The following is a 26842-nucleotide window of genomic DNA, read 5'->3' on the forward strand; positions in this document are numbered from 1 at the left end:
CCCTGGAAGGCGATGTTCTTCCCCGAGGGCGACGCCACCTCCCAACTCCTGCACACCGCCGGCATCTTCGCGGTCGGCTTCTTCGTGCGGCCCGTGGGCGGCTGGCTGCTCGGCCGGCCCGGCGACCGCAAGGGCCGCAAGGCCGCGCTGACCGTGACCGTGCTCATGATGTCGCTCAGCGCCCTCCTCATCGCCGTCGCCCCCAGCCACTCCCAGGCCGGCTACCGGGGCGCGGCCGTGCTGCTGCTCGCCCGGGTGATCCGGGCCGGCGCCGACATTGGGCTCGACCGGGAGAACCCGCCGGTGCCCTCGAAGGCGTCCGCGGCACTGTCCCCGAGCACCAGAACGAGGTCGGCGTCGCCGGAGCCGGGCAGCCGGAGGCCGCGGATGCTCGCCGAGGTGTTGACGACATCGACGCGCAGGGCGCCCACCCGCCGGTCGATCTTCCGGGCCAGGCGGCTGCCGAAGGTGCCGTACGGCGCGCCCGACAGCCCGGTCGCCAGTACCAGCGACCGCACCCGGGTCCGGCCGGGGCCGTCGCGGGACTGGACGCGCCCACCGCACCGGCCAGGGCGAGCAGCGTGCGGCGGGCCGTCTGCGGGCGGGGACGGGGGGGACACGAGACGTTGGTATTCCGGCCGCGAAGCGGCCCGTCTTCGCCCCGTCGTCCCTGTCCCGCGCCCGCCGTGCCCGGCCGTCTCTCCCCCGCCCGGGGGAGCCCCGTCCCCCACGGGCGGGATCTCCCCGCCGCGCCGGACCGCTGTACTGGAGCGGTCGGCCACAGACGCCGTCACCCCCTACGGAACGAAACCGAACGGAAGGACCACGATGCGCGACTGGACCAGACGACGCCTGCTGCTCACGGCGGCCTCCGCCACCGGGCTCGCCGCCACGGGGACGGCACCCGCGCACGGCTCGGTCCACGACGGCCTGGTGGCACGGCTGAGGGCCCTGCCGGGACTCAGGATCGTGGCGGAGCAGCCGGCCGGTCACCCCGGGTACCGGTTCTTCGTCCTCGGGCTGCGCCAGCCGGTCGACCACACCGACCCGGCCGCCGGCACCTTCGAACAGCGGCTGGCGCTCCTGCACACCTCCGCCGGCCGGCCCACCGTCGTGTACACCGGCGGGTACGCGGCCGGGCTGACCCCCGAGAGGACCGAACCGACCGAGCTGCTGGGCGGCAACCAGGTCGAGGTGGAGCACCGCTTCTTCGGCGCCTCGGCCCCCGGCACGCCGGACTGGCGGCACCTGACGATCAGGCAGGCCGCCGACGACCACCACCGGGTGATCCGCACCCTCCGCCGTATCCTCCCCGGCGCGTGGATCTCCGTCGGCGGCAGCAAGGGCGGCATGGCGAGCGTCTACCACCGCAGGTTCCATCCGCACGACGTGGACGGCACCGTGGCCTACTCCGCGCCGAACAACGTGGACGACCAGGACGACAGCGCCTACCTCCGCTTCCTGGAGACGGTGGGCACCGCCGCCGAACGCGGCGCCCTCCAGGAGGCGCAACGCCAATGCCTCCTGCGCCGCGCCGACATGGTCGCCCGCTACACGGCCTGGGCCGGCTCCGAGGGCACCGGCTTCAGCGTCATCGGCAGCGCCGACCGGGCGTTCGAGACCGCGGTGCTGCGCGCGTCCTTCATGTTCTGGCAGAACAGCGGCCCCGCGATCCCCGGCCCCGACGCCACCACCGACGAGCTGTACACATGGCTCTGGTCCACCGCCGCCCTCCCTGTCTACGCCGACGCCACGGTCCGGGAGTACATCCCGTACTTCTACCAACTCGGCACCCAGCTGGGGTACATGGACGTACCCGTCGCACACCTGGCCGGCCTGCTGCGCCATCCGGACGCGCTCGCGCCGCGCTCCTTCGTGCCGCGTGACATCCCGATGCGCTTCGATCCGGACGCCATGCCCGACATCGACCGCTGGGTGCGCCGGCACGGGCACCGGATGCTGTTCGTCAACGGCGAGCGGGACCCGGCCGTCGCCGAGCACTTCCGTCCCGGCGGACGGGACTCCCGCGCCCTGTGGGTGCCCGGCGGCGACCATCACGTCGCCATCGCGCGCCTTCCCGCAGCCGACCGCGCCGCGGCGCTGTCCGCCCTCGCCCGCTGGACGGGAACACCTCTCACGCCCCGGTGACTCCGTCGACGCGCTCCCTGATGAGGTCGGCGTGACCGTTGTGACGCGCGTACTCCTCGATCAGATGCACCAGGATCCAGCGCAACGAGACCCCGTCGCCACCGACGTGGCCGGCGTCCCGCGCGGACAGCCGGCCCCGTTCGTCCAGCGACGCGCCCGCGACGAGTTCCCGGCCCCGGGCGACCTCCGCCCGCCACACGGCCAGCGCCTCGTCCAGCCCCCGGCCGGGCACCAGGCCGAAGCCGTCGGCGTTGGCCGCCCCGTACACCGGGGGCACGTCCTCGCCCGCGAACACGCCCTGGAACCAGTGCCGTTCCACCTCGGCCAGGTGCTGGACGAGACCCAGCAGCGTCAGCGGCGACGGTGGCACCGCGGCCAGCCGTACCTGGTCGTCCCGCAGCCCCGCGCACTTGAGGGCGAGGGTCGCACGGTGGAAGTCCAGCCAGGCCTCCAGCATGGGACGCTCGTCCGCGTACATCGGCGGGACGGGCCGGCCGTCCGGTGTCGTCTGCATGGAACCACCATGGCAGGAGCGGCCCCGGCGCACGACCGTCCAGCGCAGATCGTCCTACGGCGTCAGCACGATCCTGCCGAACACCTCACCGGCGTCCATCTTCCGGTGCGCCCGCACCGCCTGCTCCAGTGGCAGCACCTCGTGCACCACCGTGCGCAGCTCGCCGCGCGCCGCGGCGGCGAAGTGCTCGTTCCGCACGGTCTGCCGGTCCGCCACGGGCACCGTCGCGCTGCTGAACGTCGCGAACGACAGCGACCTCTGGAACGCCGCCATCAACGTCGTGCCGAAGTCCGCCGGCGGCTGCCCGCCGACCGCGCCGACGACGACCAGCCGGCCGTTCGGGAGGAGCCGGTCGAAGAAGGACGGCATGTCCGCACCGGCCACCACGTCGATGACGACGTCATATCCGGCGGGAGCGTCTTCGCCCCCCTCGCCCGAGCGGTCCAGCACATGGGTCGCGCCCAGCCCACGCAGGAGCGCGCCGCGCTCGGCGGACGACGTCGTGACCGCCACCGCGCCGGCCCCGCCCTGGGCGGCGAACTGGACCGCCGCGATCCCGATGCTGCCCGCCGCACCCCGCACCAGCACCGACTCGCCGGTGGCGAACCGGGCGTGCGCGAGACCGAAGTGCGCCACCACCGAGGAACTGCCGATCGTCACCGCCGCCACGGCGGACAGGCCCGCGGGAAGGGGAAGGACCTCCGCCACCGGTGCGGTCACCTGCTCGGCACAGCCGCCGCCCGTACCGGTCGACGCCCAGACCCGCCGGCCGGTCCAGGCCGGGTCCACCCCGTCGCCGACGGCGGTCACGGTGCCCGCCACCTCCCCGCCGGGGACATGACCTTCCCGGAACCCGTACGCGGCGAGCGCACCGCTGCGGATCACCGCGTCGACGCCACCGACGCCGATCGCCTCGGTGGTGATCAATACCTGTCCGGCGGCGGGGACCGGGTCCGGCAGATCGACCACCGCCAGCCCCTCCGGACCCCCGAACGCCTTGATCGCCACTGCCTTCAACGCCGTCTCCTCACTGCCTCGGACGTGGTGTTTCCCCGCCGTCGGACGGTAACGGACGCCCCCGTCCACTTCGCTAAAGTGAGAGCGGTGACCGACCGTTTGCCTCACACCCTGCGTGCCGACGCCCTGGACAACCGTGACCGCATCCTCGACGCGGCCCGCGCGCTGTTCGCCTCCCGGGGGCTCGGCGTACCGATGCGGGAGGTGGCCCGGCACGCCGGGGTCGGACCCGCGACCCTGTACCGGCGCTTCCCCACCAAGCGGGACCTGGTCACCGAGGCCTTCGCGGACCAGGTGCGCGCCTGCCAGGACATCGCCGAGGAAGGTCTCGCCGACCCGGACCCGTGGCACGGCTTCTGCCGCGTGATCGAGAGGATCTGCGCGCTGCACGCCCACGACCGGGGCTTCACCGACGCGTTCATGTCGGCCTATCCCGACGCCATGGACTTCGCCGCCGGCCGGGAACGGACCGTGCGGGCGGTCGCCGCGCTGGCCCGGCGCGCCAAGGACGCCGGCCGGCTGCGGCCCGACTTCGCGCTGGACGACCTGATCCTCGTCCTCATGGCCAACCGGGGCATCCAGGCCCCGTCGACGGCCGCCAGGGCCGCCGCCTCCCGCCGCTTCGCCGCCTTGGTCATCCAGGCGTTCCAGGCATCCCCGGACCACGCGCCGCTGCCGCCGGCGGCCAGGCCGGTCTGAGCGGCACCGCCCCACGGGAGCGGGCCCGGCCGCACCGATGGACGCTCCGGCACTGCCGCACCGGACGTACGGACGGCTACGGCCGATGGGGGAGAGAGGCCACGCGCGTCGAGGCGGAGGACGCCACTCGGGTCTCCTCCCGGCCCAGCGGCACCACGGGCAACGGAGGAGCCCGGCCACGGGCGGAACCCCGCCGGACAGTTCGACGGAAAACCCTTCGTGTCCCGTGGCACCCGCATAGCGTGCGATGCGTGCCGGACCCCCTGCCGTGCTAGGAGACTTGAGATGTCCTGCGACAACTCGGAGTCGTACCCGGTCCGACAGCGGGACGGGGCCGGCCCGGCCTCGTGGTCCGGTCACCACCGGGCGCTGCGGGGCCTGCGGCGCGCCTGCCGCCGGCAGCGGCGGGTGGCCACCTTCGCCGCCCTCGGCTACTTCGCCGTCTTCCTCACGCTCACCGTCGAGGCACCCGCCCTCATGGCCCGTCCCGCGCCCGGCGGTCTGCCCACGGGACTGCTGCTGGCCCTGGTACAGGTCCCGGTCACCTGGCTGGCCGTCGTCCTCTTCGCGTACACGGCACGCCGGTACGTCGATCCGCGGGCCCGCAGAGTCAGCGGGTACGGACGTCCGGCCGACGGCGACGGGACGCCGCCGCGATGACGGAACTCGGCGGCGCCGCCCAGTCCTGGTCCCTCGTCGCGTTCTGCAGTGTCGTCACCCTCACGCTGCTGCTGTGCGTGCTGACCGGCCCCGACCGCGACGACCTGGAGGAGTTCTACACCGGCTACCGCTCGCTGTCGCCGCTGCGCAACGGCCTGGCCGTGGCCGGCGACTACATCTCCGCCGCCACGGTCCTGACCATCGGCGGGGTCATCGCGCTGTGCGGCTACGACGGTGTCGTCCTGGCCCTGAGCACCCTGCTGTCCCTGTTGCTGCTGATGGTGCTGCTCGCCGAACCCCTGCACAACACGGGCCGGTTCACCATGGGTGACGTGCTGGGCCGGCGTATGCCGGGGCGGTCCGTGCGCATCGCGGCGTGCGCGGTGACGCTGCTGTCGCTGGTGCCGATGATGATCGTGCAACTGGCGGGCGTGGGGGAGCTGCTGGCGTTCATCCTGGGCTTCTCCGACAGCACCATGAAGACCGGGTGCGTCGTCGGCGCGGGACTGCTGATGATCAGCTACGCGGCGCTGGGCGGGATGAAGGGCACCGCGCTGATCCAGATCCTCAAGACGGTCATCCTGCTGGGCTCGGGACTGGTCGTCGCCGCCCTCATCCTGTACACGTTCGACTGGCACCCGGGGACCATGGTCGACACGGCCGCGCGGCGCAGCGGGGCCGGTGACGCGTTCCTGCGGTACGGACTGCAGTTCGCGGACGGGCCCCACCCGGGCGCGGACATGATCAGCACACAGGTCGCCATCGTGCTCGGCGGCGCCTGCCTGCCGCACGTCACGATGCGCATGTACACCGCCGGCAGCGCCCCGCAGGTGCGGCGCACCATGTCCTGGGCGGTGTCGTCGGTGGCCCTGTTCATGCTGGTGATCACCGTCATCGGCATCGGCGCCACGGCGCTCGTCGGCCGCGCGGGGATCACCGCGGCGGACCCGCGCGGCAGCACGGCCTATCTGCTGGGCGCGCGGGCCGCGTTCGGCCCCGAGGTGTCCCGCGCCGAGAGCCTGCTGTTCAGCACGGTCACCACGGCGGTGTTCCTCACCCTGCTCGCCTCCGTCGCCGGGATGACGCTCGCCTGCGCCAACTCGCTGGCGCACGACGTCGCCGCCTCCCGCCGCGAGGGCCTCGGGCCGGTGCGGGAGACGACCCTGGCCCGGGTCAGCGCGCTGGTCGTCGGAGTACCGGTGGCGGTACTGGCCGCCCTGGCCCAGCACCGCGGCCTGCAGCCGCTGGCGACGCTCTCCTTCTGCCTGGGCGCCTCGGCCATCGCCCCCGCCCTGGTCTTCACCCTGTTCTGGCGCCGCTTCAGCCGCACCGGCCTGCTCTGCACCCTGATCGGCGGCTCGGCCGTCACCCTGGTTCTGATGTCCGGCACCCGGCTGGTCTCCGGTTCCCCGGCCGCCGCCTTCCCCGAGGCCGACTTCAACTGGTTCCCGTTCTCGACGACCGCCCTGGTGTCGGTGCCGCTGGGCTTCGCGTTCGGCTGGCTGGGGACCCTGTGCGGCGGACGCCGCGGCGCACGGCGCGAACGCGAACGGTACGCGGCCCTCGAACACCTGGTCCTGGCCGGCCCGCCGCGGGGCCGCCCGGGGTGGACCCCGGACGACTGACCGCCGTACGCCCCCTGGCGCCGGCGCGGCCCGCGTCGCGGGCGGAAGCCGGACACGGCCCTTGCCTGTCCTTGTGCCATGCTGCGACTCGGAATGCCCGTCATCGGTGTCACGGACCTGCCCCGCGCGGTGGCCTTCTGGACACAGGCGCTGGACCTGGTCACCGCCGACGAGTGGAGCAGCGAGACCTGGCGCACGCTCCACCACGCCGACGGTTCCGGCCGGGCGCTCGGCCTGCTGCTCAGCGCGTCACCGGCGGAGCCGCGCCCCCGGCTGCACCTCGACCTCTTCACGGACAGCGCCGAGGAGCAGCGGGCGGAGGTCCAGCGGCTGGTGGGGCTCGGGGCCCGGGCCGTCGACTGGGACCTGTACCCGCCCGAGCCCGACTTCGTCGTCCTCGCCGACCCCGACGGCAACATCTTCTGCGTCGTGGACCTCAGCCACGCGCCGAGCGGGTCCTGAGGAGGAGGCCGGCGGTTACGCGGTCTCCACCGCTGCCAGCCGCAGCAACAACTCGGTCAGCTCGCCCGGCATGGTGACCATGCAGTCGTGACCGGTCGGCAGCTCCCACACGCGCGCGGGGGCGCCGTTCGGCTGCACCGCGGGGACGGGCCGCCGGGCGAACCCCTCAGGCACACCGGCGACGCAGTGGATGTGGGCCCGCGGGATCGCGTCCGCGGCCGGGTTGACCAGCCGGACGGGCTGCTGGAGGCAGCGCACCGGATGGTCCGACGCCATCGTGCGCAGCCAGGCGATGTCCGCAGGGTCGGTGACTCCGAACAGGCCCGCCGGGGGCGGCAGTTCGGGCATGGGCGGAATCCGCCAGCCGCTCTCCGACTTCAGCGCCTGGTCGATCAGTTGCTGGGCCACGGGCATGACATCGACCGCGCTCTCGCCGTCCAGCGGAACCATCGCGTCGAGGTACACCAGGTGTCCCACTCGCTCAGGGACCCGGTCGGCGACCGCCGAGATGACCAGCCCGGCGTAGCTGTGCCCCACGAGCACCACGTCGGTGAGGTCCTCCTCGACGAGCAGCCCGACGATGTCGTCGACGTGGGTGTCGAGTCCCACCTCGGGGCCGAGCAGGTGCGCCTTGTCGCCGTACCCGGTCAAGGACGGCGCGAGCGCCCGGTGGCCGGCCGAGGCCAGCAACGGGACCACCCGGTCCCAGACCCGGCCGCTGTGCCAGGCGCCGTGTATGAGCAGATACGTCGACATGGGAGTACTCCTTGCTGTGCTGGTCCGTACGTACGGCGTGGAAGCCACCGACCACTATGCGCTCCGGTTCCCGGCCGGGCCAGAGTCCCCGCGACCCTGGGGGTGACAGGGCCAGGAAGGGGACCCGGCCCGCGCACTACAGTGGGCGGATGAGCGACGGACCGAACCCGCTGGGTGACTACTTGCGCGCTCGCCGCCGGCTCGTCACCCCCGAACAGGTCGGTATCCCCGCGGCGGGGACACGGCGCGTGCCGGGACTGCGCCGGGAAGAGGTCGCGATGCTCGCCGGTATCAGCGCCGACTACTACCTCCGCCTGGAGCAGGGCCGGGACCGCAACCCGTCCGTGCAGGTCCTGGAGTCGCTCGCCCGCGTGCTGCGGCTCGACGACGACGCGACGGCCTACCTGCTGCGCCTCGCCGCCGCCCGGCCGCGCCGGCGGTCCCGAGGCCCCCGCGAGGAAACCGTCCCCGCGGGCATCGCCCAGCTCGTCGCCACGCTTCCGCTGCCGGCGGTGGTCGAGGACCGGTACTTCGACATCCTCGCCGCCAACCCCCTGGCGACGGCCCTGTCGCCGCGGCTGGCGGTGGGGGCCAACCGCCTGTGGGACCTGTTCCTCGACCCCGCCGAACAGGCCCTCCACCCGGACTGGGAGGAGACCACCGAGGGCGCGGTCGCCGTCTTCCGCGAGACGGCCGGCACCTACACCGACGACCCCCGGTTCGTCGAGCTGGTCGGCGGACTCTCCCTGGCCAGCCCCCGCTTCAGCCGGCTCTGGGCCCGCCACGACATCAAGGTGTGCGAGGGCGCTCCGACGCGTTTCACCCACCCCAGGGCCGGAGACCTCCGACTGAACCGGGAGAAACTGGATATCGGCGGTACGGCGGGCCAGATGCTGGTCGTGCTCCACCCGGACCCCGGCACCGACAGCGCCGACAAGCTGGCCCTGCTCGCCTCCGCGGCCGGGACACCGGCGGACGCCGTCAGCCCAGGGCCCGGACCCAGTGGCGGGGGAGCGCGGTGGCGTGCGCCCGGGGGACGTCGGTGACCACGGCGCACCGCACGGTGTCCGGGGTGCGGGTGAAGGACAGGTACACGGGCCGCTGCTCGTCGTCCCCGATGTGCAGGAACAGCGACGCCGCGCTCAGCCGTGCGCCGAAGCAGGTGAAGCTCTGCGGGAAGGAGACGCTGCTCACGGCGAAGGGATAGAGGCGGGTGTTGACCAGGGCACGCAGCGCGCGGCTCCCCGAGGCCGGCGGGCAGGGCAGGGTCAGCAGCGCGCGCAGGGCGTCGCGGCGGTGCGAGCGCCGCACGGCGTCCGTCTGCCGGCGCACCTCGGCCGCCGAGATCCGCAGCGTGGCGGCGGTGACGGGGAGGTGCAGCCGGTGGAAGGCGATGTGGTTGCCCGGTGCGAGCCGTTGCCGCGGCGTGCGGGTGGACATCGGCACCAGCGTCCGGGCGGGCGACGGAGGGTCGGGCAGTGCCAGTTCCGTGCTCCACGACCGCAGGGCGAGGGCCAGCGCGGCCAGCGCGATGTCGTTCACACTGGCCCGGTGGGTGTCCGCCAGGGCACGCAGCCGGGCGAGCGGCACATCGCCGTACGCCCACCGCGCTCCACCGCCCGGCCCGGTGACGCGGCGCAGCGCGTGCCAGGGCTTGCCGGGGCGGAGTGCGGGCGCGGCCGTCTCCCGTAGGGCGCGCAGGCCCGCGCGGATGCCGCCGCCGGCGTCGGGGTACAGCGGCGGCCCGGCCACCGGGGCGTCCGCGAGGAGGGCCAGGGCACTGTGAGCGATTCCGACCCCGTCACTCAGGGCGTGGTGCGCGCGGAAGCAGATCCGGAACCGTCCGGCGGCGGAGGACTGGGTGAGCAGCCGGCAGTCCCACGGCGGACGCGCCCGGCCGGGCAGTTCCCGTGTCAGCAGGGCCGCGCAGGCGTCGTGGAGGGCCCGTTCCCCGTCCGGGACGGGCCAGTGGCGGACGTGCGCGTCCGGGTCGACGGCGGCGGCGTGCGGCGACCAGTACCGGGCCCGGCCCGCGGGCAGGAGACAGGTCGGCGCGGGCAGCGAGCCGGACCGGGCCGCGACGCGCCGCGCCAACTCGGCCACGGACGGCGCCCGGCCGTCGAAGTCCAGGAAGAACCCGGCGACGGGTGGCCGCCGCATCGTGAGGAAGGTGCGGTCGGTCGCACTGATGGAGTACACGCCACGGCAACGAGGCCGCGGGCCGGCCGGTCACGACACGACGTCGTCAGGGTGCGCCCAGCGCGCACCGGGTGGTGCGGTGCGGTGCGTCGGCGGCCGGTGGTGAGGAAGGCGCGCGGCAGCGCGAGGGCGAGCCGGCCCGGGACGTCGGTGTGATGCCCCGTCAGAGCGGCCACCGGGACCGGCCCGTGGGCCTCGACGTCCACGGAGAGACTCGTCGAGCGCTCCGTGGACGGTCGGTGTGCGTTCGTACACCGACCGTGCCTGATCGACACGACACGGGAGGCGATCTCCTGCCCATGACCCGCACGCCCGGCCCCGACGGGGTACGGAGGCACTGCCCCGCGGAGCACGTGCCCTCGCACGCCACCCTCGGGGTACATGCCCCCGCGCGCCGCGTGCTCGCCGGGTGACCGGTGCCCGGCGTTCCGTTCGCCGGAGTCGTCCGGCTCGCGGTCCGGCCGTTGCCCGACCGCCCGCGTGACGCCGCTCGGCCCGGCCCCACGCCTGCCGACCGGCGCAGCCGGACACCGTCCGGCCCCGGTCCGCGGCGTGCCCGGGTGAACGTCTGCCGTGGCACCAGCTCGGTCACCTGGGAGACCCGTTCCACCCCGGCGCACACCAGAACGACACAGTGACGTCGCAGTGCGTACAGGGCGGTTCGGCTCCCGAGGACCCTAGCGGGAAGGTCAGTCCTCGGCCGACCCCTGGAGCATGGCGAGGGTGAGGACGTTACCGCCGATGCCCCAGCCACCGTCGGTGACTTCCTCGACCAGGACCATGGTGGTGGCGCGGGCCCGTTCCCCGTAGATGTCGACGAACAGCTGGGTGGCGCGGGTGACGATCTCCTTCTTCTCCTACTCGTCGAGGGTACCGGCGGGGACCTTGAAGTTCGCGAACGGCATGGTGGTGGCTCTCCTTGTGAGGGCGCGAGCGGTCGATACGGGTCTCAGCCTGAGCCACGGCTCCCGGGCGGGCCAGGGCTTTTCCCACCCTGGGGTCGCCGTCCCCTGGCTGGCGGAGCCCGTACGCGCGACGATGGACGACGTGAACCACTTGGAACTGGGCGCCTTCCTGAAGTCCCGGCGCGGTCGCGTCCGCCCCCGCGACGTCGGTCTGACCGCCGGGCCCCGGCGCCGGGTGCCCGGGCTGCGGCGCGAGGAGGTCGCCCAGCTGGCCGGCCTGTCGGCCGACTACTACACCGAGCTGGAACGCGGACGCGGCGCCCAGCCCTCGGCCCAGGTACTGGCCGCTCTGGCCCGGGCCCTGCGGCTGAACGGCGACGCCCGCGACCACCTCTTCCACCTCGCCGACCGGCCGGTGCCCCCGGCGGCCCACGGACCGGACGCGCACGTCCAGCCGGCCATGCTCGGCCTGCTGGACCGGCTGGCCGGTACGCCCGCCCAGATCATCACCGACCTGCACGAGACCCTGGTCCAGAACCCGCTGGCCGTCGCGCTCGTCGGCCCGGCCCCGGCGGTGCGCGGCCCGCAGGCGAGCTTCGTCCACCGCTGGTTCACCGACCCGGACGCCCGCACCCTCTACCCCGTGGAGGACCACCCCCACCACTCCCGGGTCTTCGCCGCCGACCTCCAGGCGGTCGCCGCCCGGCGCGGCGACGACCCCACGGTGCGGCGGATGGTGGCCGGACTGCGGCGGCGCAGCCCGGAGTTCGCCGCCCTCTGGGACACCCACGACGTCGGCCTGCGGCGGACCGACCACAAACGCATCGTCCACCCCGCCGTGGGCGTCATCGAACTGGACTGCCACAGCCTGTTCAGCGAGGACGGCTGCCAGCGCCTGCTGTGGTTCACCGCGCCGCCCGGCAGCGAGGGCGCGGGACAGCTGGAGCTGCTTTCCGTGCTCGGCGTCCAGGACATCGGGACGGACGGGGTCCCGACCCGGCAGGCCGCCGACCGGACCGCGGATTCCTGAGCGGGGCGGGGTCAGTCCCGGGGCAGCGCGACCCGGGCCAGCGCGGCGGTGGCCAGCAGGAGGACGGCGACGACGAGCAGGCCCACGCGCATGCCCGGCAGGGAGAAGCCGCCGTCCGGGGCGGCGAGCAGGCTGCCGAACAGGGCCACGGCGAGCGCTCCGCCGGTCTGCCGCAGGGAGTTGAGCAGCCCCGACGCCGTTCCCGCGCGTTCCCCCGGCACGGCGTCGATCAGCAGCGCCGTCAGCGCGGGCACCACCACCGCCCCTCCGACGCTCAGCGGCACCAGCAGCACCAGCACCAGCCACACCGGCGTGCGCGCCGCCAGCGGCAGGAGGGCCAGCATCGCGCCGACGAACACCAGTTGCCCGGCCACGATCACCGACCGCCGCCCGATCCGCTCCGCCAGCCGCGGCGAGACCAGGTTGACCGCCGTCACCAGCACCGACATCGGGACGAACATCAGCCCGGCCACGGTCCCCGACATGCCGCGCACCTGCTGGTAGTACAGCCCGAGAAGGAATATCCCGCCGTAGAAGGCGGCGTTGATGGAGAAGCCGACCGCCAGCGGCACGGCGACCCGGCGGTCGGTCAGCATGTCCAGCGGCACCATCGGCCGCCGCTGCCGGCGTTCCACCGTGCAGAACGCGTACCCGGAGACGACGGCGAGCGCGGCGGACGCCAGTACGGGACCGCTGGTCCAGCCCCGGTGCCCGCCCTCGATCACCGCGAACGCCAGCCCCGCCAGGGCCAGTACGGCCGTCAGCTGCCCGGCCCCGTCGAGCGCGGCGGGCCGGCGCGGGGAGACCGGCACCCGCAGCAGCAGCCCCAGGATCACCGCGCCGACCGGCAGGTTCAGCAGGAACACGGCCCGCCAGCCGGCCGAGTCGGTGAGCAGCCCGCCCAGCACCGGACCCGCGGCCATCGCCACCGAGCCGCCGACGGCCCACAGGGCGATGGCGCGGGCCCGGGACCGCGCGTCGTCGTAGGCGTGCCGGATCAGCGCCAGCGAGGCCGGCATCACGATCGCCGCCGCGCCGCCCTGCGCCACGCGCGCCCCGATCAGAACGGCCATGTCCGGAGCGAGCGCGCAGGCCAGGGAGGCGGCGGTGAACAGGGCCACGCCCCAGGCGTAGGCGCGGCGGGCACCCACGCGGTCGGCCAGGGCACCGGCGGACAGCATCAGGGCGGCGAAGGTGAGGGTGTACGCGTCGACCACCCATTGCAGTCCCGCCATCCCGCCGCTGAGGGAGTCCTGGACGGCGGGCAGCGCGATGTTCACGGCGGAGACCTCGATGGTGATGACGCTGAAGCCGAGCAGCGCGGCGACCAGGGCGAGGCCGCCGCCCGGTGCGGGCCGCCCCGGCCCCGGCGGGCCGCCGCGCCCGTCGGGGCCCGACGACGGCCCGGGGGCACCACTGGAAACCGGGACCGGGTCCGGGACCGGGTCCGAGGCCGGGGACGAGGGCGAGACCGGGGACGAGGGCGAGGGCGAGACCGGGGACGAGGGCGAGACCGGGCCCGGGACCGGTACCGGGCCCGGGGACAGACCCGGGGACGAGGGCGAGAGCGGAACCGGGGACGGGAACGGGGACGAGGACGAGGAAGGAAGGGCAGGCACGGCGGGGCTCCCGGGCGGACGACGGACACGGATCGACGGCGGACGGCACCGGCCGCCGGGCCGCGGTCCGGTGCCACGCACCCCCTGGGCCCCGGCAGCCGGGCCGCCCGCTCCCCACCACCATCCGCCTTCCGGACGCCGCCCGGCAGACCGCGTCGTACCGGGGTGCCGTGTGCCAGGCAGTGACACGGCCCCTCACGCTCCCCGACCGGCTGCCACAATGGGCGGATGGTGACAGCAGGGGACGCACGGGGCACCGAACTCGGCCGCTACCTCAAGGCCCGCAGGGCCCAGGTGCGCCCGCAGGACGTCGGCCTCCCGGCCGGGGCGGGCCTGCGCCGCACCCCCGGTCTGCGCCGGGAGGAACTGGCCGCGCTGGCCGGCGTGAGCGTCGACTACTACATCCGCCTGGAGCGCGGCCGGGAGACCAACCCGTCCCCCGCGGTCGTGGACGCCCTCGGCCGCGCCCTGCGACTGCGCGGCGACGCCTACGAACGCCTCCACGAACTCGCGGAACTGGCCTCCGGACGCATCTCCGACCTGCCCGCCTGCTCCGACCACACCGTCCGCGACTCGGTCCTGCGGATGCTGGAGTCGGTACGACCGATGCCCGCCTACGTGGTCAACCGCTTCAACCGCGTCCTCGCCGCCAACCCGCCCGGCCGGCGGCTGCTGCCCGGCCTGTGGGACTGGCCCGAGGAGCGGCGCAACCTGACCCGCTACCTCTTCCTCCACCCGGTCGGCCGGACCCTCTACGACCCGTGGGAGGCGACCGTAGCCTCCTCGGTGGCGCACCTGCGCGCGGTGGCCGGCGCCGACCCGGACTCCGCGGAACTGGCCACCCTCGTCGGCGAACTGGCCGTGAAGTCACCGGAGTTCGCCCGCCTGTGGGAACGCTACGACGTCTGTGAGCGCGGCGGCGGACAGAAGACCTTCCGGCACCCGAAGGCCGGAACGATGACCCTGACCTACGAGATCATGAGCCTGGCCCGGACCGGCGGCCAGCGCATGGTGGTCTACCAGGCGGCGCCCGGCACCCCCGACGAAGAGGCCGTGCTCCGTCTGGAGGCCGCCGACGCCCGCCCGGAGCGCACCCCCGCCGGCCACCCCGAGCCGGCCGGCGAGTCCCGGCCCGCCGCCCGCGCCCGCCCCGGCCGGCAATCTCAGAACGTTCTGATTTCCCGCCGCTAGCGTCCCCTGCATGGTGCGCGATTACCTGATCATCGGGGCCGGACCGGCCGGACTTCAGCTCGCCGCTTCCCTGGAACGCGACGGACGCGACTACGTCGTCCTGGAGCGGGGAAGCGGCCCGGGGACGTTCTTCACCCGCTTCCCCCGGCATCGGCAGTTGATATCCATCAACAAGGTCAACACCGGATACAGCGACCCGGAGCTGCGCCTCCGCATGGACTGGAACTCGCTGCTCAGCGACGATCCGGAACTGCTGTTCACCCGGTACAGCGACGACTACTTCCCCCGCGCCGACGACTTCGTGCGCTATCTCGCCGACTACGCCGAGAAGACCGGCGTCCACGTCGAGTACGGCACCGAAGTCGTCCGCGTCTCCCGCGCCGACGGCGTCTTCACCGTCCTCGACGGTTCCGGACGGACCTGGCAGGCCCGCCGGATCGTCGTGGCGACCGGCGTCTCCCGCCTCAACGTACCGCCCATCCCCGGCATCGAACTCGCCGAGCGCTACGACGACTTCGACACCGACCCGGCTTCCTTCACCAACCAGCGGGTCCTGGTCGTCGGCAAGGGCAACTCGGCGTTCGAGACCGCCGAGTCCCTGATGGCCAAGGCGGCCGTCATCCACGTGGCCGGCCCGCACTCGCTGAAGATGGCCTGGCAGACCCACTTCGTGGGCCATCTGCGCGCGGTGAACAACAACTTCCTGGACAGCTACCAGCTCAAGTCGCAGAACGCCGTCCTGGACGGCACCGTGGAGAGCGTCGAGAAGAGCCCCGAGGGCGGGTTCCGCGTGGTGTTCCGCTACGCCCGTACGACGGAACGGCTGCGCGAACTGCGCTACGACCGGATCATCGTGGCCGCCGGCTTCCGTTTCGACGCGAGCGTCTTCGACGAGACCTGCCGGCCCGCCCTCGTCATCGACGACCGGTTCCCCGAACAGACCTCCGCCTACGAGTCGGTGAACGTACCGGACCTCTACTTCGCCGGCACCCTCACCCAGCAGCGGGACTTCAAGAAGTTCACCAACGGCTTCATCCACGGCTTCCGCTACGGCGTCCGGGCCCTCGGCCGCATCCTCGACGCCCGCTACCACGACACCCCCTGGCCCGCCGCCGGACTGCCCGCGACCCCGGAGGCGATCGCCGACGCCCTCATCGCCCGCGTCAACCGCTCCTCCGGGCTCTGGCAGCAGTTCGGGTTCCTCGGCGACGTGGTCACCGTCGACGGGGACCGGGCCCGCTACCAGGCGGAGGTCCCGCTCGACCACGTCACCGACGGCGGTCTCGGCCCCGCCGCGCACCGGTTCGTCGTCGACCTGGAGTACGGGGCCGGACACGACGGCGTCGACCCGTTCGACGTCAGCGTCCCGCGCGTCGTCGAGAACGACGTCGAGCACGCCGCGGACTCCGTCTACCTGCACCCCGTCGTCCGCCACTACCGCGACGGCGTCCTCGCCGGCACCCACCACCTCGCGGAGAACCTGGAGAACGACTGGGACATCCCGGCCGTCCACCAGCAGCCGCTCGTCGCGTTCGTGAAGGCCTGCCTTGACTGAGCAGTTCCCCGGCGGTGTGCTCGACCTCCTCGACGCGGCGGGCGACCGCGTGGTCTTCGAGCACCTGGACCGGGCCGTCACCGGGAGCCGGCTCCTCGCGGACGTACGGCGCGTGACCAACGGCCTGCGCAAGCACGGCGTCGGCCCCGGTGACGGCGTCGCGCTGCTGCTGGGCGTCAGCCCCGAGGCGTTCGCCGCCGTCATCGGCGCCCATGTCGTCGGCGCCCGTGTCGTCGGCGTACGGCCGGGACTGACCGACCGCCAGCGGGAACACCTCCTCACGGACGTCGCGTACCGGGTCTGCGACGACCCGGACACGGTCCCGTCCGGTGCCGTCCTCGCCCTCGACGACCTGCTGTCGGCACCGGACGACGGCCTCCGGCCGCGGGTCACGGCGCGGCCCAGGGACGTCGCCCGGCTCATCCACACCAGCGGCAGCACCGGCCTGCCCAAGGCCTGCGCCCAGACCTACGCGGCGATGACCGCGGCCTGGGCGCTGCGGCCGGACGCCTGGCCGCCCGCCGTCCGCGAACTCGCCGCCCGCCTCGACCGGTTCCTGGTCTTCGGCACCCTGGCGAGCCAGGTGATGATGGAGTACGGCCTGCTCACCCTCGCCGCCGGCGGCACCCTCGTCACCGCCGACCCGCCCGCCTTCCCCGACGCCTTCGTACGCCACCGGGCCACCGCGAGCGTCATCACCGTGGCCCGCCTGACCAAGCTCGTCGCCAGCCAGCGGGCCGCGCCCGTGGACCTCGGCTCGCTGCGCGCGCTGATGGTCTCCGGGTCCCCGCTGTCACCGGGGCGGCTGCGCGAGGCCGCCGAGGTGCTCGGTCCGGTCGTCTTCCACGGCTACGGCCAGACCGAGACCGGCATGATCTCCATGGCCACCCCGGACGACGAACCCGGCTCGCTCGGCGTCCCGCCCGTCGACCTGGAGGTCCGGGACACCGATGGCCGCCCCGTCCCGCCCGGCACCGACGGCGAACTGTTCGTGCGCACCCCGTCGCAGGCCCGCGGCTACTGGCGCGAACCCGGCCTGACCGCCGAGGTGTTCACCCCGGACGGCTGGGTCCGCACCCGTGACCTCGGCCGGCTCGACGGTCAGGGCCGGCTCTGGCTCACCGGACGGGCCCGCGACGTGATCATCGTCAACGCCAACCTGTACTACGCCGGTCCCGTGGAACGCCTGCTGGCCACCCACCCGGCGGTGGCCGAGGCGTACGTCACCGCTGTCCCCGACGACAGCACCGGGGAGGCCGTGCACGCCTTCGTCGTACCCGCCGAGGGGCGCGTCCCCGGCCTCGGTGAACTGCGGGACCTGGTGGCCGCTCGGCTGGGCGAGGCGTGCGCGCCGACCCGGCTCACCCTCATCGAGGAGGTGCCGCTCACGCCCGCCGGCAAGCCCGACAAACGGCGGCTGGCGAGCGGGGGTTAGCCGCCCGGCACAGCGAGGGCCCGGCCCGTCGGGGCCGGGCCCTTCCTGTGCTCAGTGGGACTCGGCCACGACCGCCGGCCGCGGCCGCTCGTCCCGCCCCTGCCCCTCGTCCCGCCCGTCCCGGGTCCGCTCCCGCCGGTCGATCAGCGCCAGCAGCGGCGTCGCCATCACGGTGGTGACGATGGCGACCACCACCAGCGCGCTGAACATCGCCTGGGTCACGATGCCCGCCGCCAGCCCCAGGTTGAGCGCGATCAGCTGCATCAGGCCCCGCGCGTTCATCAGCGCCCCGACCCGCAGCGCCACCCGGTTCGGCTCCCCGGAGAGGCGGGCGGCGAGCCAGCAGGCGCCGAACTTCCCGATGACCGCGACCACCACGCACCCCGCGGTGAACAGCAGCACCGGCCCGGAGCCCAGCAGGGTGAAGTCGGTGTTCAGCCCCGAGTAGGTGAAGAACAGCGGCAGGAACACCCGGCCCACCGGTTCGATGGTCTCCACCGAGCGGTCCAGCTGCGGCGAGCGCGGGAAGACGAGGCCGAGGCTGAACGCCCCGAACACCGCGTACAGGCCGATCTCGTCCGCGTACCAGGCCACCAGGAACAGCACGCCGACCAGCACGAGGAGCAGGTTCTCCGGCGCCGCCCGCTCGGCGAGCAGCACGGTGCGTCCCCGCAGCCGTACCACCACCGCCAGGACCACCATGAGCCCGAACCCGCCGGCGACGGCCAGCGACACCAGCCCGGCGCTGCCGCCGGCGATGCTGAAGACCCCCGCGAGCAGGATCCAGGCCACCGCGTCGTCGACCGCGCCCGCGCCCAGCGAGAGCGAGCCGTGCCGGGTGCCCGCCAGCTTCTGCTCGGCGATGATCCGGGCCAGCATCGGGAAGGCCGTCACGGCCAGCGCGACCCCGACGAACAGGGCCGACACCGTCAACGACACGTCCGGGGCCATGGCACCGGTCCGCTCACCGGCGACGACGATCAGCAGCACACCGAGCAGCACCGGCACCACCACCCCGGCCGCCGAGACCAGCCCGGCGGGCCGGGCCACGCCCCGCAGCCGGTCCACCCGGAAGTCCCAGCCGACGTGGAACATGAACGCGACGAGGCCGATCTGCCCCACCACGTAGAGGACCGGGCGCAGTTCCTGCGGGAAGAGACCCGACTCGACGCCGGGCAGCAGGGCGCCGAGCACCGACGGGCCCAGCACCACCCCCGCCAGCATCTCGCCGACGACCGGGGGCTGGCCGACCAGTTGCAGCAGCCGGCTCACGATCCGGCAGACGATCAGGATGACCACGACGGCGAGGAAGAACGCGGGTGCGAGGTCCGTGGCGCTCATCTGCTGTTTCCTTCCGGGTGGGCGACCGGGCAGCGCCCGGCCGGATGTTCCTCGAAATAGCGGCTGGCCAGCCGCAGCCTGCGGGCGTGCAGCACCATGACCGTGCCGAGTACGAGCTGCCGCACGGCCCGGGTGACGTCCTCGACCCCGTCCCGCGCGCGCACGAACCTCCGCAGCACCGCGAGACGGGGCCCGGGGGACAGGCCGCGTGGGATCAGCAGACAGGGTGCGCGGTGCGGGTTGGACCGGGTGTGCGAGGCCGTGGAGTCCAGCCGGTAGCGGCGCAGCACCTCGCGGACCGCGGCGCGCAGCACCAGCGGCGACAGCCGCCACGCCGGACAGGGCCGGTTCGCCGCCACCCCGAACGGGATGTGGTGGGCGTCCTTGGCGGACAGGGACTCCCAGCGGTCCGGATCGAACTCCCCGGGACGGTCGTAGCCCGTGGCGTGGTAGTCGGGATAGCTGAAGCACACCACCGAGCCGGCCGGCAGCACCGTCTCCGCGTCGAGCGGGATCTCCCCGGTGGTGATGCGGTGCGCGATGCCGAACAGCGGGTACAGCCGCATCGTCTCGTCGAGTACCCGGGTCAGGTACCGGTCGTCGCCGGGGTCCGCCCACAGGCGCTGCTGCACCCGCGGATGGCGGGCCAGGGCCAGCAGCACGTGCGCGGTCGCCTCGGAGAGCTGCACCACGGCCGTGTTGAAGAACGTCCCCTGCAGGTAGTGCGCCTGCTCGGGCAGCGACAGCGAGGACGGCAGCCGGTGCGGCACATCACCGGCCGCGATCCGTTCGCGCAGATACGCCGTCAGCCGCGCCCGGCGCCGCGGATGACGCAGCCCGGTGCACTTCAGGGCGCTGATCACATCGTCGGCGTGCGCGGTGATCAGGTCCCGGGCAGGCGCCGGGCACGGCTCCTGGAAGACCAGTCCGTAGCAGAACTCGGCCCACGCGGGCATCACCAGGTCCCGCAGCCGGACCAGGCTGATCCGGTCGTCCGGCAGGGAGTCCAGTACGCCGGCGACGGCCCGGCCGGCCGCCGCCGCGAGGGCCTCCGAGCCGCCGGCCAGGATGCGCCGCGTCGTCGCGGCGACCTCCTCGTAGCGCTCGCCGGGCTCCAGGTGCTCCTGGTGCACCTCCGGGCCCGGCGCCAGCCAGTACCAGAACAGGTCGGACAGCCCGGCCCCGGCGCTGCGCCCGTTCGCCGCGGGATGGGCGTAGACCCGCTCGAACACCTCCGGTCCGTGCGTGGCGTCGGGCAGGGTCACCGCACGGTCGCCGTTGACCTTCTCGAAGATCCGTACCCGCAGCGCCACCACGCTCCGCGGCAGCCACCACGTCGTCGCGGGGGCCCGCTTCGGCCCGCTGCTCACCACGTCCCGCCCTTCCGGACGACCATGTCCTTCGTCAGATCGCTGTTCCGGCGCCCCCCGCACAGCGCGAGGGTGTGGTCGTACTCGTCGCGCAGCGCCGCCAGGACCCGCCGCACCCCCGCCTCGCCCTCGGCGGCCAGGCCCCACACCACCGGGCGTCCCACGCCGACGGCGGTCGCGCCCAGCGCCAGCGCCACGGCGATGTCGCTGCCCCGGCGGATCCCGCCGTCCAGCAGGACCGGCACCCGGCCCGCCACGGCCGCCACGACCGCGGGCAGACAGTCCACGGCAGCCGGTACGGCGTCCGACTGGCGGCCCCCGTGGTTGGAGACGACCACCCCGGCCGCGCCGTGCTCCACGGCCAGCCGGGCGTCCGCCGGGTGCAGGACTCCCTTGAGCAGCACGGGCAGTGAGGCCAGCCCGACGATGTCGTCGATGTCCCGCCAGGACACCGCGGGGGACATCGGGATGTCGGTGAGCGCCCCCGGAGGGGCGCCGGGCAGGCCGCGCATGTTCTCCGCCGCGTAGCCGGGCGGCAGATCGGTGAAGCCGTTGCGCAGGTCCCGGGTGTGCCGGCCGAACACCGGGGAGTCGACGGTCACCACCAGCGCCGTGCAGCCCGCCTCCTCGGCCCGCCGCACGAGCGCCCCGGTGACCTCGCGCCGGGGATGCGGATACAGCTGGAACCACACGGGCGCGCCCCCGGCCGCCGCGACCACGCCGGCGACCGCGGTGGTCGAGGCGGTCCCGGTCACCAGGACGGAGCCCTCGGCCGCGGCGGCCCGCGCCGTGGCCCGCTCGCCGTCGGGATGCGCCAGCCGGTGGAAGGCGGTCGGCGCCACGACCACCGGCGCCGTCCGCGGGGCGCCCGGCAGATCGACGGTGGTGTCGCGCGTCTCGCGGCCGGACAGCACCCGGGGCAGCAGCGCGTACCGGTCGAAGGCCCGCTCGTTGTCGGCGAGGACCCGTTCCTCGCCCGCCCCGCCCGCCACGTAGTCGTAGCGGACGGGGTCCAGCGACTGCCGCGCCCTGTCGTGCAGGTCGCGGAGGATCACGGTGCCACCGGGGCGGCCGGGCCGCGCCTGGCCTCCAGGAAGGCGCGCAGCGGGGCGCGGTGGAACTTCTCGCTGTCCCACTCGTTCTCCAGGTTCTCCGCGAGGTGGTACGCGTCGACGAACACGCCGTCCCGGTACCAGCGGACGACGGGATGGAGATAGCGGCCGTCCAGCCCCGCCACGTCCTGCTGCGACTTGCGGCCCGCCGTGACGTCGAAGGGGTCGACCCGGTCGTGGCCCTCCCCGTACTCCAGGGTGATCACCGCGTGCGCGGCCACCTCCCCGAAGTCGCCCGCGCGCACGGCGTCCGGCACCTGGCCGACGGGGACCTCCTCGGCGTAGCGCAGCGTGCCGTCCGGGGCGAGCAGCAGGAGGTCGCCGAGGACGCCGAACTGCTGCCACAGCGCGGAGGACCGGTTGACGCGGGTGATGACCTCCTCGACGGCCCGTTCGGTGTCCGCGCCCAGCTCGGTCACCGGCCACGGCTCCCCGTCGTACCGCTGGCGCAGCGCCCGGTGCAGGGCGCGGACCGTGTAGCGGAAGCCGTGGATGAAGCCGGTGGTGGCCTTCTTGAAGTCCCGGCCCTGCATCAGCGTCCCGGCGAAGTACAGGTCCGGCACGTTGACCGACTCGCCGACCGCCGTCAGGTCCGGGAACCGGTCGTTCACCGTCAGGTCCGGGGCGCAGGTCTCGTCGAAGATCGAGGTGTCGAGCCGGAAACCGGTGGCGACGATCACCCGGTCGTAACGGATCTCCTTGACCACGTCGTCGGCCCGCTCGAACGCGACCGGCACATGGAAGCCGTCCGCCGCCCGCCGGATCGAGAGCACCCGGCCGTCCAGGAGCGCGTTCTGCGACTTCAGCTGGTAGCTGTCGAGGAAGTTGTTGTTGACGGCCCGCAGATGACCGACGTAGTGCGTCCGCCACGCCATCGGCAGCGAACCCGAGCCGACGACGTGGATGACCGCCGCGTTCTCCATCAGGCTGTCGGCCGTCTCGAAGGCGGAGTTGCCGCGCCCGATGATCAGTACCCGTTGGTCGGTGAAGGTCTCGGGGTCGGGGTCGAACGAGTCGTACCGCTCGGCCAGTTCGATGCCGGGGATGTCCGGCACGTTCGGCAGCGACACCCCGGTGGCGACCACCACCCGCCGCGCCCGCCAGGTCCGGCCGTCCCGGCCGGTGACGGTGAAGCCGTCGGCGTCCCGGGAGATCCGCGCCACCTCGGTGCCGTACCGCACCCGCACCCCGGTGCGTTCGGCGAAGTCCGCCAGATAGCGGACCATCTCGTCGGCCGGCGGGAAGTAGCGTGCGCTGTACTTGGTGAACAGCAGCTCCGGATCGTCGCTCAGCAACGAGTTCCAGTCCATCCGCAGCCGCAGCTCCGGATCGTCGTATCCGGTGTGCACCTTGTTGGTCGAGATGAGGGTGCGGTGCCGGGGAAACCGCTCGAAGAACGCGCCGGGAACGCTGCCGCGCTCCAGGACCACGTAGTCCGCACCGTCACGTTCCAGGGAGGCGGCGAGTTGCAGTCCCGCGGGCCCCGCTCCGATGATCAGGTAGTCGTGCGCCATGGCCCGGAAGCTATCCACCGGATTTCAGAGGGCTCTGAGATTCCCCGCCTAGGTTCTGGTCCGTGCTCACCACCACGGATCCCGTCACGCTCACCGGCCCCCTGGACGCCACCGCCCTGCGCCGCGCGGCGACGCCGCTCACCGTCACCGTGGACGACGTGGCCCGCGCCCGGATCGAGCGCGGCCGGCGCCTCTTCCGCGCCCTGCGGCAGGACGGCCCGGTCTACGGCGCCACCACCGGCTTCGGCGCCCTCGTCGGCTACGCGGGCCGCGCCGACGAGGCCGACCAGTGCGACAACACCCTGGCCCACCTCGGCGCGGGCCAGGGCCCGGACCTGCCGCACGACATCACCCGCGCCGCCCTGCTGCTGCGCACCTGGTCACTGGCGCAGGGGCACTCCGGGGTGTCCGCCGAGACCGTCGACCGGCTCGCCGCGATGTTCGCCACGACCTTCGCACCCGCCGTCCCCCGTTACGGCTCCGTCGGCGCCAGCGGCGACCTCATCCCGCTCGCCTACGCCACCCAGGCCCTGCGCGGCCGGGGCCACGCCTACCTGGACGGCCGCCGGCTGCCCGCCGCCGACGCGCTCACCGCCGCCGGGCTGGCCCCGCTCGCCCTCGACGGCCGCGACGCCCTCGCCCTCGTCAACGGCACCTCCGTCACCACCGCCGCCCTCGCCCTGGCCCGCGACACCGTCCGCGCCGCGCACCGCGCGCTCACCGACCTCACCTGCCTGCTCACCGACCTCCTCGGCTGCGACCCGGGCTTCCTCGACGCCGGCCTGCTGCGCGCCTACGGCCACCCCGGCGCGGCCGGCGTCGGCACCCGCATGCGGCACACCCTGACCGGCACCGACCCCTCCGGCACCCGGCCGCTCCAGGAGCCGTACAGCATCCGCTGCGCCCCGCAGCTGCTGGGCGCGGCCGAGGACGCCCTCGGCTACGTCGACGGCGTGGTCGCCGCCGACCTCGGCGGGGTCAGCGACAACCCCCTGTTCTTCGCCGACGCCGACGCCGACGCCGACGCCGACGGCGAGGGCGAGGGCAGGGTCGTGCACGGCGGGAACTTCTTCGGGCAGCCCGCCGCGTTCGCCGCCGACCTGCTCGCCTCCGTCACCGCCCAGCTCGGCAACCTCGCCGAACGCCAGCTCGACCTGCTGGTCGACCCGGCGCGCAACGGGGGCCTGCCGCCCATGCTCGCCACCGCCCCCGGTGTCCAGCACGGCCTGCAGGGCGTGCAGCTGGCCACCACCGCGTTCGTCGCCGAGATCCGGCGGTGCGCCGCCCCGGCCGCCATGCAGAGCCTGCCGACCAACCTGCACAACCAGGACGTCGTCCCGTTCGGCACCCAGGCCGCCCTGCGCTCCTACGACATGGCCGGGCTGCTGGGCCTGCTGTGCGGGTCGCTCGCGGTCGGCCTGCGCCAGGCCGTCCACGTCGGCGCCCGCCGGCCCACCGCCCCCCGGTGCGCCGCGCTCCTGGACGCCCTCGCCGAGACCGTCCCGCCGGTCGACCCGGACCGCCCGCTGGACGCGGACGTGCGCGCCGCGGCCCGGCTGCTGCTCACACGTGACCTGCCGTGACCGGGGCCGCCGGGACCCGCTCGGACGGGGGAGCGCACTCCGGCAGCCGGATGGTGAACCGGGCGCCCCGCCCGGGCCGGCCCGCCGCGGTCACCGTACCGCCGTGTCCCGTGACCACCTCCCGCAGCAGTGCCAGCCCCAGCCCGTACCGCCCGCCGTCACCGGCCCGGTGGAACCGCTCGAACAGCCGCTCCGCCTCGGCCGGGTCGAAACCCGGCCCGGTGTCCGAGACCGTCAGCTCCACGGCCGAACCCGAGCGGGTGAGCGTCACCTCGACCCGTCCGCCCGCCGGGGTGTGGCTGATCGCGTTGGACAGCAGCTCCCCGACGGCCCGGCGCAGCGCCGACTCGACACCGCCGACGAACAAGGACCGGCGCGCGCCGCCCACGGTCACGGTGAGCCCGCCGTCCCGGATCCGCTCCGCCTCCTCGGCGACCACCGACCGGGCCAGCGCCGTCAGATCGACCGGCACCCGCTCGGCGGGCCGCGCCGGGTCCGCCGCGAGGCTCGCGGAGAGCAGCAGATCGTCCAGGACCGCGCCGAGCCGTCCCACCGAACCGACCAGCCGGGCCAGGCCGTCGCGGTGCTCGGCGGGCAGCCGCGCGGCCCGCGCCTGCCGGGACAGCACCTGGGCCCGGGTGTACACCTGGGTGACGGGGGTGCGCAGCTCGTGACTGGCGTCCGTGACGAACCGGCGCTGCCGGGCCAGCGCCTCGGCCAGCGGCGCCACGGACAGCCGGCCGAGGACCGCGCCCGTGACGGCCGCCGAGATCAGTCCCACCAGCTCCGCGACGCCCAGCGCGTACCAGAGATGCCTGCGGTCGGCGAGCTGGAACCGCAGGTCGAACACCGCCTGCACCACGTCCCCGTCCGCCCGCACCTCGGTGCGCACCAGATAGACCGTGCCGTTGCGGTGCACCGCCCGCTCCACCGCCTCGTCGGTCCGGCGCACCCGGTCCAGATCGGCCCGGACCGGGAACCCGTCCGGCGCGTTGGCGAGCGGGGTGACGCCGGCCGCGTACAGCCAGGTGCACACCGGCGGGCTCGACAGGTCGCCGCGCGAGGCGCCGTAGCGCAGCTCCCGCCGCACCTGGTCGTTCTGCGCCCGGGTCATCACCGTGTCCGCGACCAGGCCGACCACCACCATGAGCAGCGTGATGATCGCCGCGGTGATCACGGCGATCCGCAGCCGGGCCAGGCGCACCTCCGTGCGCTCCGCGACCTGTGAGGACCTCACAGCGCCCCCAGCCGGTAGCCGAGGCCGCGGACCGTGCGCACGGCCTGCCGGCCGAGTTTGCGGCGCAGGTAGTAGACGTAGGTGTCGACGATGGACGACGCGGGCGCCTCCTGGAACACCATCCGGCGCAGCTCCGCCCGCGAGTACACGGCGTCGGGGCGGGAGGCGAGCGCCCACAGCAGCGCGAACTCCCGGGCCGCCAGGGCGATCCGCCGCCCGTCGGGCAGTTCGACCTCGCGCGGGCCGACGTGCAGCAGGCCGGAACCGATGCGCAGGGTGTCGGTGACGTCGAGCGCCCGCCTGCACAGGGCTCTCAGCCGGGCGCCGAGTTCGTCCAGGTCGAAGGGTTTGACCAGATAGTCGTCGGCGCCGGCGTCCAGCCCGTCGACCCGGTCGTGCACGGTGCCCATCGCGGTCAGCATGAGCACCGGAGTGCGCACGGCGCGCGAGCGCAGCCGGCCCAGCAGGTCGATGCCGTCCAGCACCGGCAGCCGCCGGTCGACGACCAGGACGTCGTACTGCCGGGTGAGGCCCAGGTGCAGGCCCCGCTGCCCGTCGGTCGCGGCGTCGACCTCGTAGCCGTCGTCGCGCAGTATCCCGGAGAGCATGCCGACCAGTTCCCGGTCGTCCTCGACCAGCAGCAGCCGCCAAGGGTCCCGTGGCCGTACCCGCCCCTGTGTCACCGTTCGGCTCCTCTCGCCCCCCGTCTGGCCCGTCAACACCCGCGCGTGACACGGGAGTTCCGCACACGCGACCCGGTGGCCGAACGGGAATTCGATCGGCAAGATCAAGCTAGCGCTTACCCGCCGGGGGAGGGAGGGGCAGGGAAGTCCTGTCCGTATTCCGCGCCTCGGCCCGCGCCGCACCCCG

23 protein-coding genes are annotated in these 26842 nt (G+C 74.2%); 11 read left to right on the forward strand and 12 right to left on the reverse strand.

The annotated features are described in order from the left end of the window. Positions 1-12: 12 nt before the first annotated feature. Positions 13-2148, forward strand: a complete 2136-nt coding sequence (locus ACZ3IG_RS25260; protein WP_467434840.1) for a S28 family serine protease — start codon at positions 13-15, stop codon at positions 2146-2148. Here the strand turns inward: ACZ3IG_RS25260 and ACZ3IG_RS25265 are convergent. Together ACZ3IG_RS25265 and ACZ3IG_RS25270 are read right to left on the reverse strand one after the other, a co-directional pair. After that, positions 2135-2662, reverse strand: coding sequence for a DinB family protein (locus tag ACZ3IG_RS25265; RefSeq protein WP_467434842.1), 528 nt, complete (start codon positions 2660-2662; stop codon positions 2135-2137). The two genes, ACZ3IG_RS25260 and ACZ3IG_RS25265, sit on opposite strands and share 14 nt — an antisense overlap. A 54-nt stretch (positions 2663-2716) precedes the next feature. Further along, positions 2717-3679 (reverse strand): zinc-binding dehydrogenase, encoded by a 963-nt coding sequence (locus ACZ3IG_RS25270; RefSeq protein WP_467434843.1) that lies wholly within the window; start codon positions 3677-3679, stop codon positions 2717-2719. Positions 3680-3766: 87 nt separating this feature from the next. Between ACZ3IG_RS25270 and ACZ3IG_RS25275 the strand changes: the two genes are divergently transcribed. From ACZ3IG_RS25275 to ACZ3IG_RS25290, 4 genes are all read left to right on the forward strand, one after another. Beyond that, positions 3767-4378, forward strand: a complete 612-nt coding sequence (locus ACZ3IG_RS25275) for a TetR/AcrR family transcriptional regulator (RefSeq protein WP_467434844.1) — start codon at positions 3767-3769, stop codon at positions 4376-4378. Between the two features lie 285 nt (positions 4379-4663). Continuing rightward, positions 4664-5038, forward strand: a complete 375-nt coding sequence (locus tag ACZ3IG_RS25280; RefSeq protein ID WP_467434845.1) for a DUF485 domain-containing protein — start codon at positions 4664-4666, stop codon at positions 5036-5038. Further along, on the forward strand, positions 5035-6663 hold the full coding sequence (locus tag ACZ3IG_RS25285) for a sodium/solute symporter (RefSeq protein WP_467434846.1): 1629 nt from the start codon (positions 5035-5037) through the stop codon (positions 6661-6663). Before ACZ3IG_RS25280 ends, ACZ3IG_RS25285 begins: the two co-directional genes overlap by 4 nt. A 78-nt stretch (positions 6664-6741) precedes the next feature. Beyond that, positions 6742-7125 carry a VOC family protein gene (locus tag ACZ3IG_RS25290; RefSeq protein WP_467434848.1) on the forward strand — a complete coding sequence of 128 codons (384 nt, stop codon included), beginning with the start codon at positions 6742-6744 and terminating at the stop codon, positions 7123-7125. 15 nt (positions 7126-7140) lie between these two features. Here ACZ3IG_RS25290 and ACZ3IG_RS25295 read toward each other — a convergent pair whose 3' ends face one another. Next, the gene (locus ACZ3IG_RS25295; RefSeq protein ID WP_467434849.1) at positions 7141-7881 is read right to left on the reverse strand and encodes an alpha/beta fold hydrolase; all 741 of its coding nucleotides are present in this window, start codon (positions 7879-7881) and stop codon (positions 7141-7143) included. Positions 7882-8030: 149 nt separating this feature from the next. Here ACZ3IG_RS25295 and ACZ3IG_RS25300 point away from each other — a divergent pair, with 149 nt between their 5' ends. Then, positions 8031-8927 (forward strand): helix-turn-helix domain-containing protein, encoded by an 897-nt coding sequence (locus tag ACZ3IG_RS25300; protein ID WP_467434851.1) that lies wholly within the window; start codon positions 8031-8033, stop codon positions 8925-8927. On the opposite strand, the gene ACZ3IG_RS25305 is transcribed toward ACZ3IG_RS25300, so the two are convergent. Next, positions 8863-10080 carry a wax ester/triacylglycerol synthase domain-containing protein gene (locus tag ACZ3IG_RS25305; protein ID WP_467434853.1) on the reverse strand — a complete coding sequence of 406 codons (1218 nt, stop codon included), beginning with the start codon at positions 10078-10080 and terminating at the stop codon, positions 8863-8865. The two genes, ACZ3IG_RS25300 and ACZ3IG_RS25305, sit on opposite strands and share 65 nt — an antisense overlap. 689 nt (positions 10081-10769) lie before the next feature. Continuing rightward, positions 10770-10925, reverse strand: coding sequence for a tautomerase family protein (locus tag ACZ3IG_RS25310; RefSeq protein WP_467434933.1), 156 nt, complete (start codon positions 10923-10925; stop codon positions 10770-10772). 202 nt (positions 10926-11127) lie between these two features. Between ACZ3IG_RS25310 and ACZ3IG_RS25315 the strand changes: the two genes are divergently transcribed. Next, positions 11128-12015 (forward strand): helix-turn-helix domain-containing protein, encoded by an 888-nt coding sequence (locus tag ACZ3IG_RS25315; RefSeq protein WP_467434855.1) that lies wholly within the window; start codon positions 11128-11130, stop codon positions 12013-12015. Positions 12016-12026: 11 nt separating this feature from the next. On the opposite strand, the gene ACZ3IG_RS25320 is transcribed toward ACZ3IG_RS25315, so the two are convergent. Beyond that, on the reverse strand, positions 12027-13634 hold the full coding sequence (locus ACZ3IG_RS25320) for an MFS transporter (protein WP_467434857.1): 1608 nt from the start codon (positions 13632-13634) through the stop codon (positions 12027-12029). Positions 13635-13862: 228 nt separating this feature from the next. On the opposite strand from ACZ3IG_RS25320, the gene ACZ3IG_RS25325 reads away from it, so the two are divergent. Genes ACZ3IG_RS25325 through ACZ3IG_RS25335 form a run of 3 tightly spaced genes read left to right on the forward strand, consistent with a single transcriptional unit; the run spans position 13863 to position 17815 of the window. After that, complete coding sequence (locus ACZ3IG_RS25325; protein WP_467434859.1) at positions 13863-14825, forward strand: helix-turn-helix domain-containing protein; 963 nt, start codon at positions 13863-13865, stop codon at positions 14823-14825. A 10-nt stretch (positions 14826-14835) separates the two neighbouring features. Beyond that, positions 14836-16380, forward strand: coding sequence for an FAD-dependent oxidoreductase (locus ACZ3IG_RS25330; protein ID WP_467434861.1), 1545 nt, complete (start codon positions 14836-14838; stop codon positions 16378-16380). Beyond that, positions 16373-17815: a class I adenylate-forming enzyme family protein gene (locus tag ACZ3IG_RS25335; RefSeq protein ID WP_467434863.1), complete on the forward strand. Its 1443-nt coding sequence runs from the start codon at positions 16373-16375 to the stop codon at positions 17813-17815. Before ACZ3IG_RS25330 ends, ACZ3IG_RS25335 begins: the two co-directional genes overlap by 8 nt. A gap of 51 nt (positions 17816-17866) precedes the next feature. Here ACZ3IG_RS25335 and ACZ3IG_RS25340 read toward each other — a convergent pair whose 3' ends face one another. The 4 genes from ACZ3IG_RS25340 to ACZ3IG_RS25355 are packed head-to-tail and all read right to left on the reverse strand — an operon-like array spanning position 17867 to position 23152. Continuing rightward, entirely contained in the window at positions 17867-19156 is a 1290-nt protein-coding gene (locus ACZ3IG_RS25340) for a cation:proton antiporter (protein WP_467434865.1), read from the reverse strand. Beyond that, on the reverse strand, positions 19153-20529 hold the full coding sequence (locus ACZ3IG_RS25345; protein WP_467434866.1) for a cytochrome P450: 1377 nt from the start codon (positions 20527-20529) through the stop codon (positions 19153-19155). The genes ACZ3IG_RS25340 and ACZ3IG_RS25345 overlap by 4 nt, the downstream gene beginning before the upstream one ends. Further along, positions 20523-21581: an alpha-hydroxy acid oxidase gene (locus tag ACZ3IG_RS25350; RefSeq protein ID WP_467434867.1), complete on the reverse strand. Its 1059-nt coding sequence runs from the start codon at positions 21579-21581 to the stop codon at positions 20523-20525. The genes ACZ3IG_RS25345 and ACZ3IG_RS25350 overlap by 7 nt, the downstream gene beginning before the upstream one ends. After that, the gene (locus ACZ3IG_RS25355) at positions 21578-23152 is read right to left on the reverse strand and encodes an FAD-dependent oxidoreductase (protein ID WP_467434868.1); all 1575 of its coding nucleotides are present in this window, start codon (positions 23150-23152) and stop codon (positions 21578-21580) included. The genes ACZ3IG_RS25350 and ACZ3IG_RS25355 overlap by 4 nt, the downstream gene beginning before the upstream one ends. Positions 23153-23214: 62 nt before the next feature. Here ACZ3IG_RS25355 and ACZ3IG_RS25360 point away from each other — a divergent pair, with 62 nt between their 5' ends. Continuing rightward, positions 23215-24735: an HAL/PAL/TAL family ammonia-lyase gene (locus ACZ3IG_RS25360; protein WP_467434869.1), complete on the forward strand. Its 1521-nt coding sequence runs from the start codon at positions 23215-23217 to the stop codon at positions 24733-24735. Here ACZ3IG_RS25360 and ACZ3IG_RS25365 read toward each other — a convergent pair. After that, a complete protein-coding gene (locus tag ACZ3IG_RS25365; protein WP_467434871.1) occupies positions 24716-25972 on the reverse strand; it encodes a sensor histidine kinase in 1257 nt (418 codons plus the stop codon). The genes ACZ3IG_RS25360 and ACZ3IG_RS25365 overlap by 20 nt on opposite strands. Next, a complete protein-coding gene (locus ACZ3IG_RS25370) occupies positions 25969-26655 on the reverse strand; it encodes a response regulator transcription factor (protein WP_467434872.1) in 687 nt (228 codons plus the stop codon). Before ACZ3IG_RS25370 ends, ACZ3IG_RS25365 begins: the two co-directional genes overlap by 4 nt. Positions 26656-26842: the final 187 nt, after the last annotated feature.

The sequence above is a fragment of the Streptomyces sp. NPDC016677 genome, from assembly GCF_055562815.1.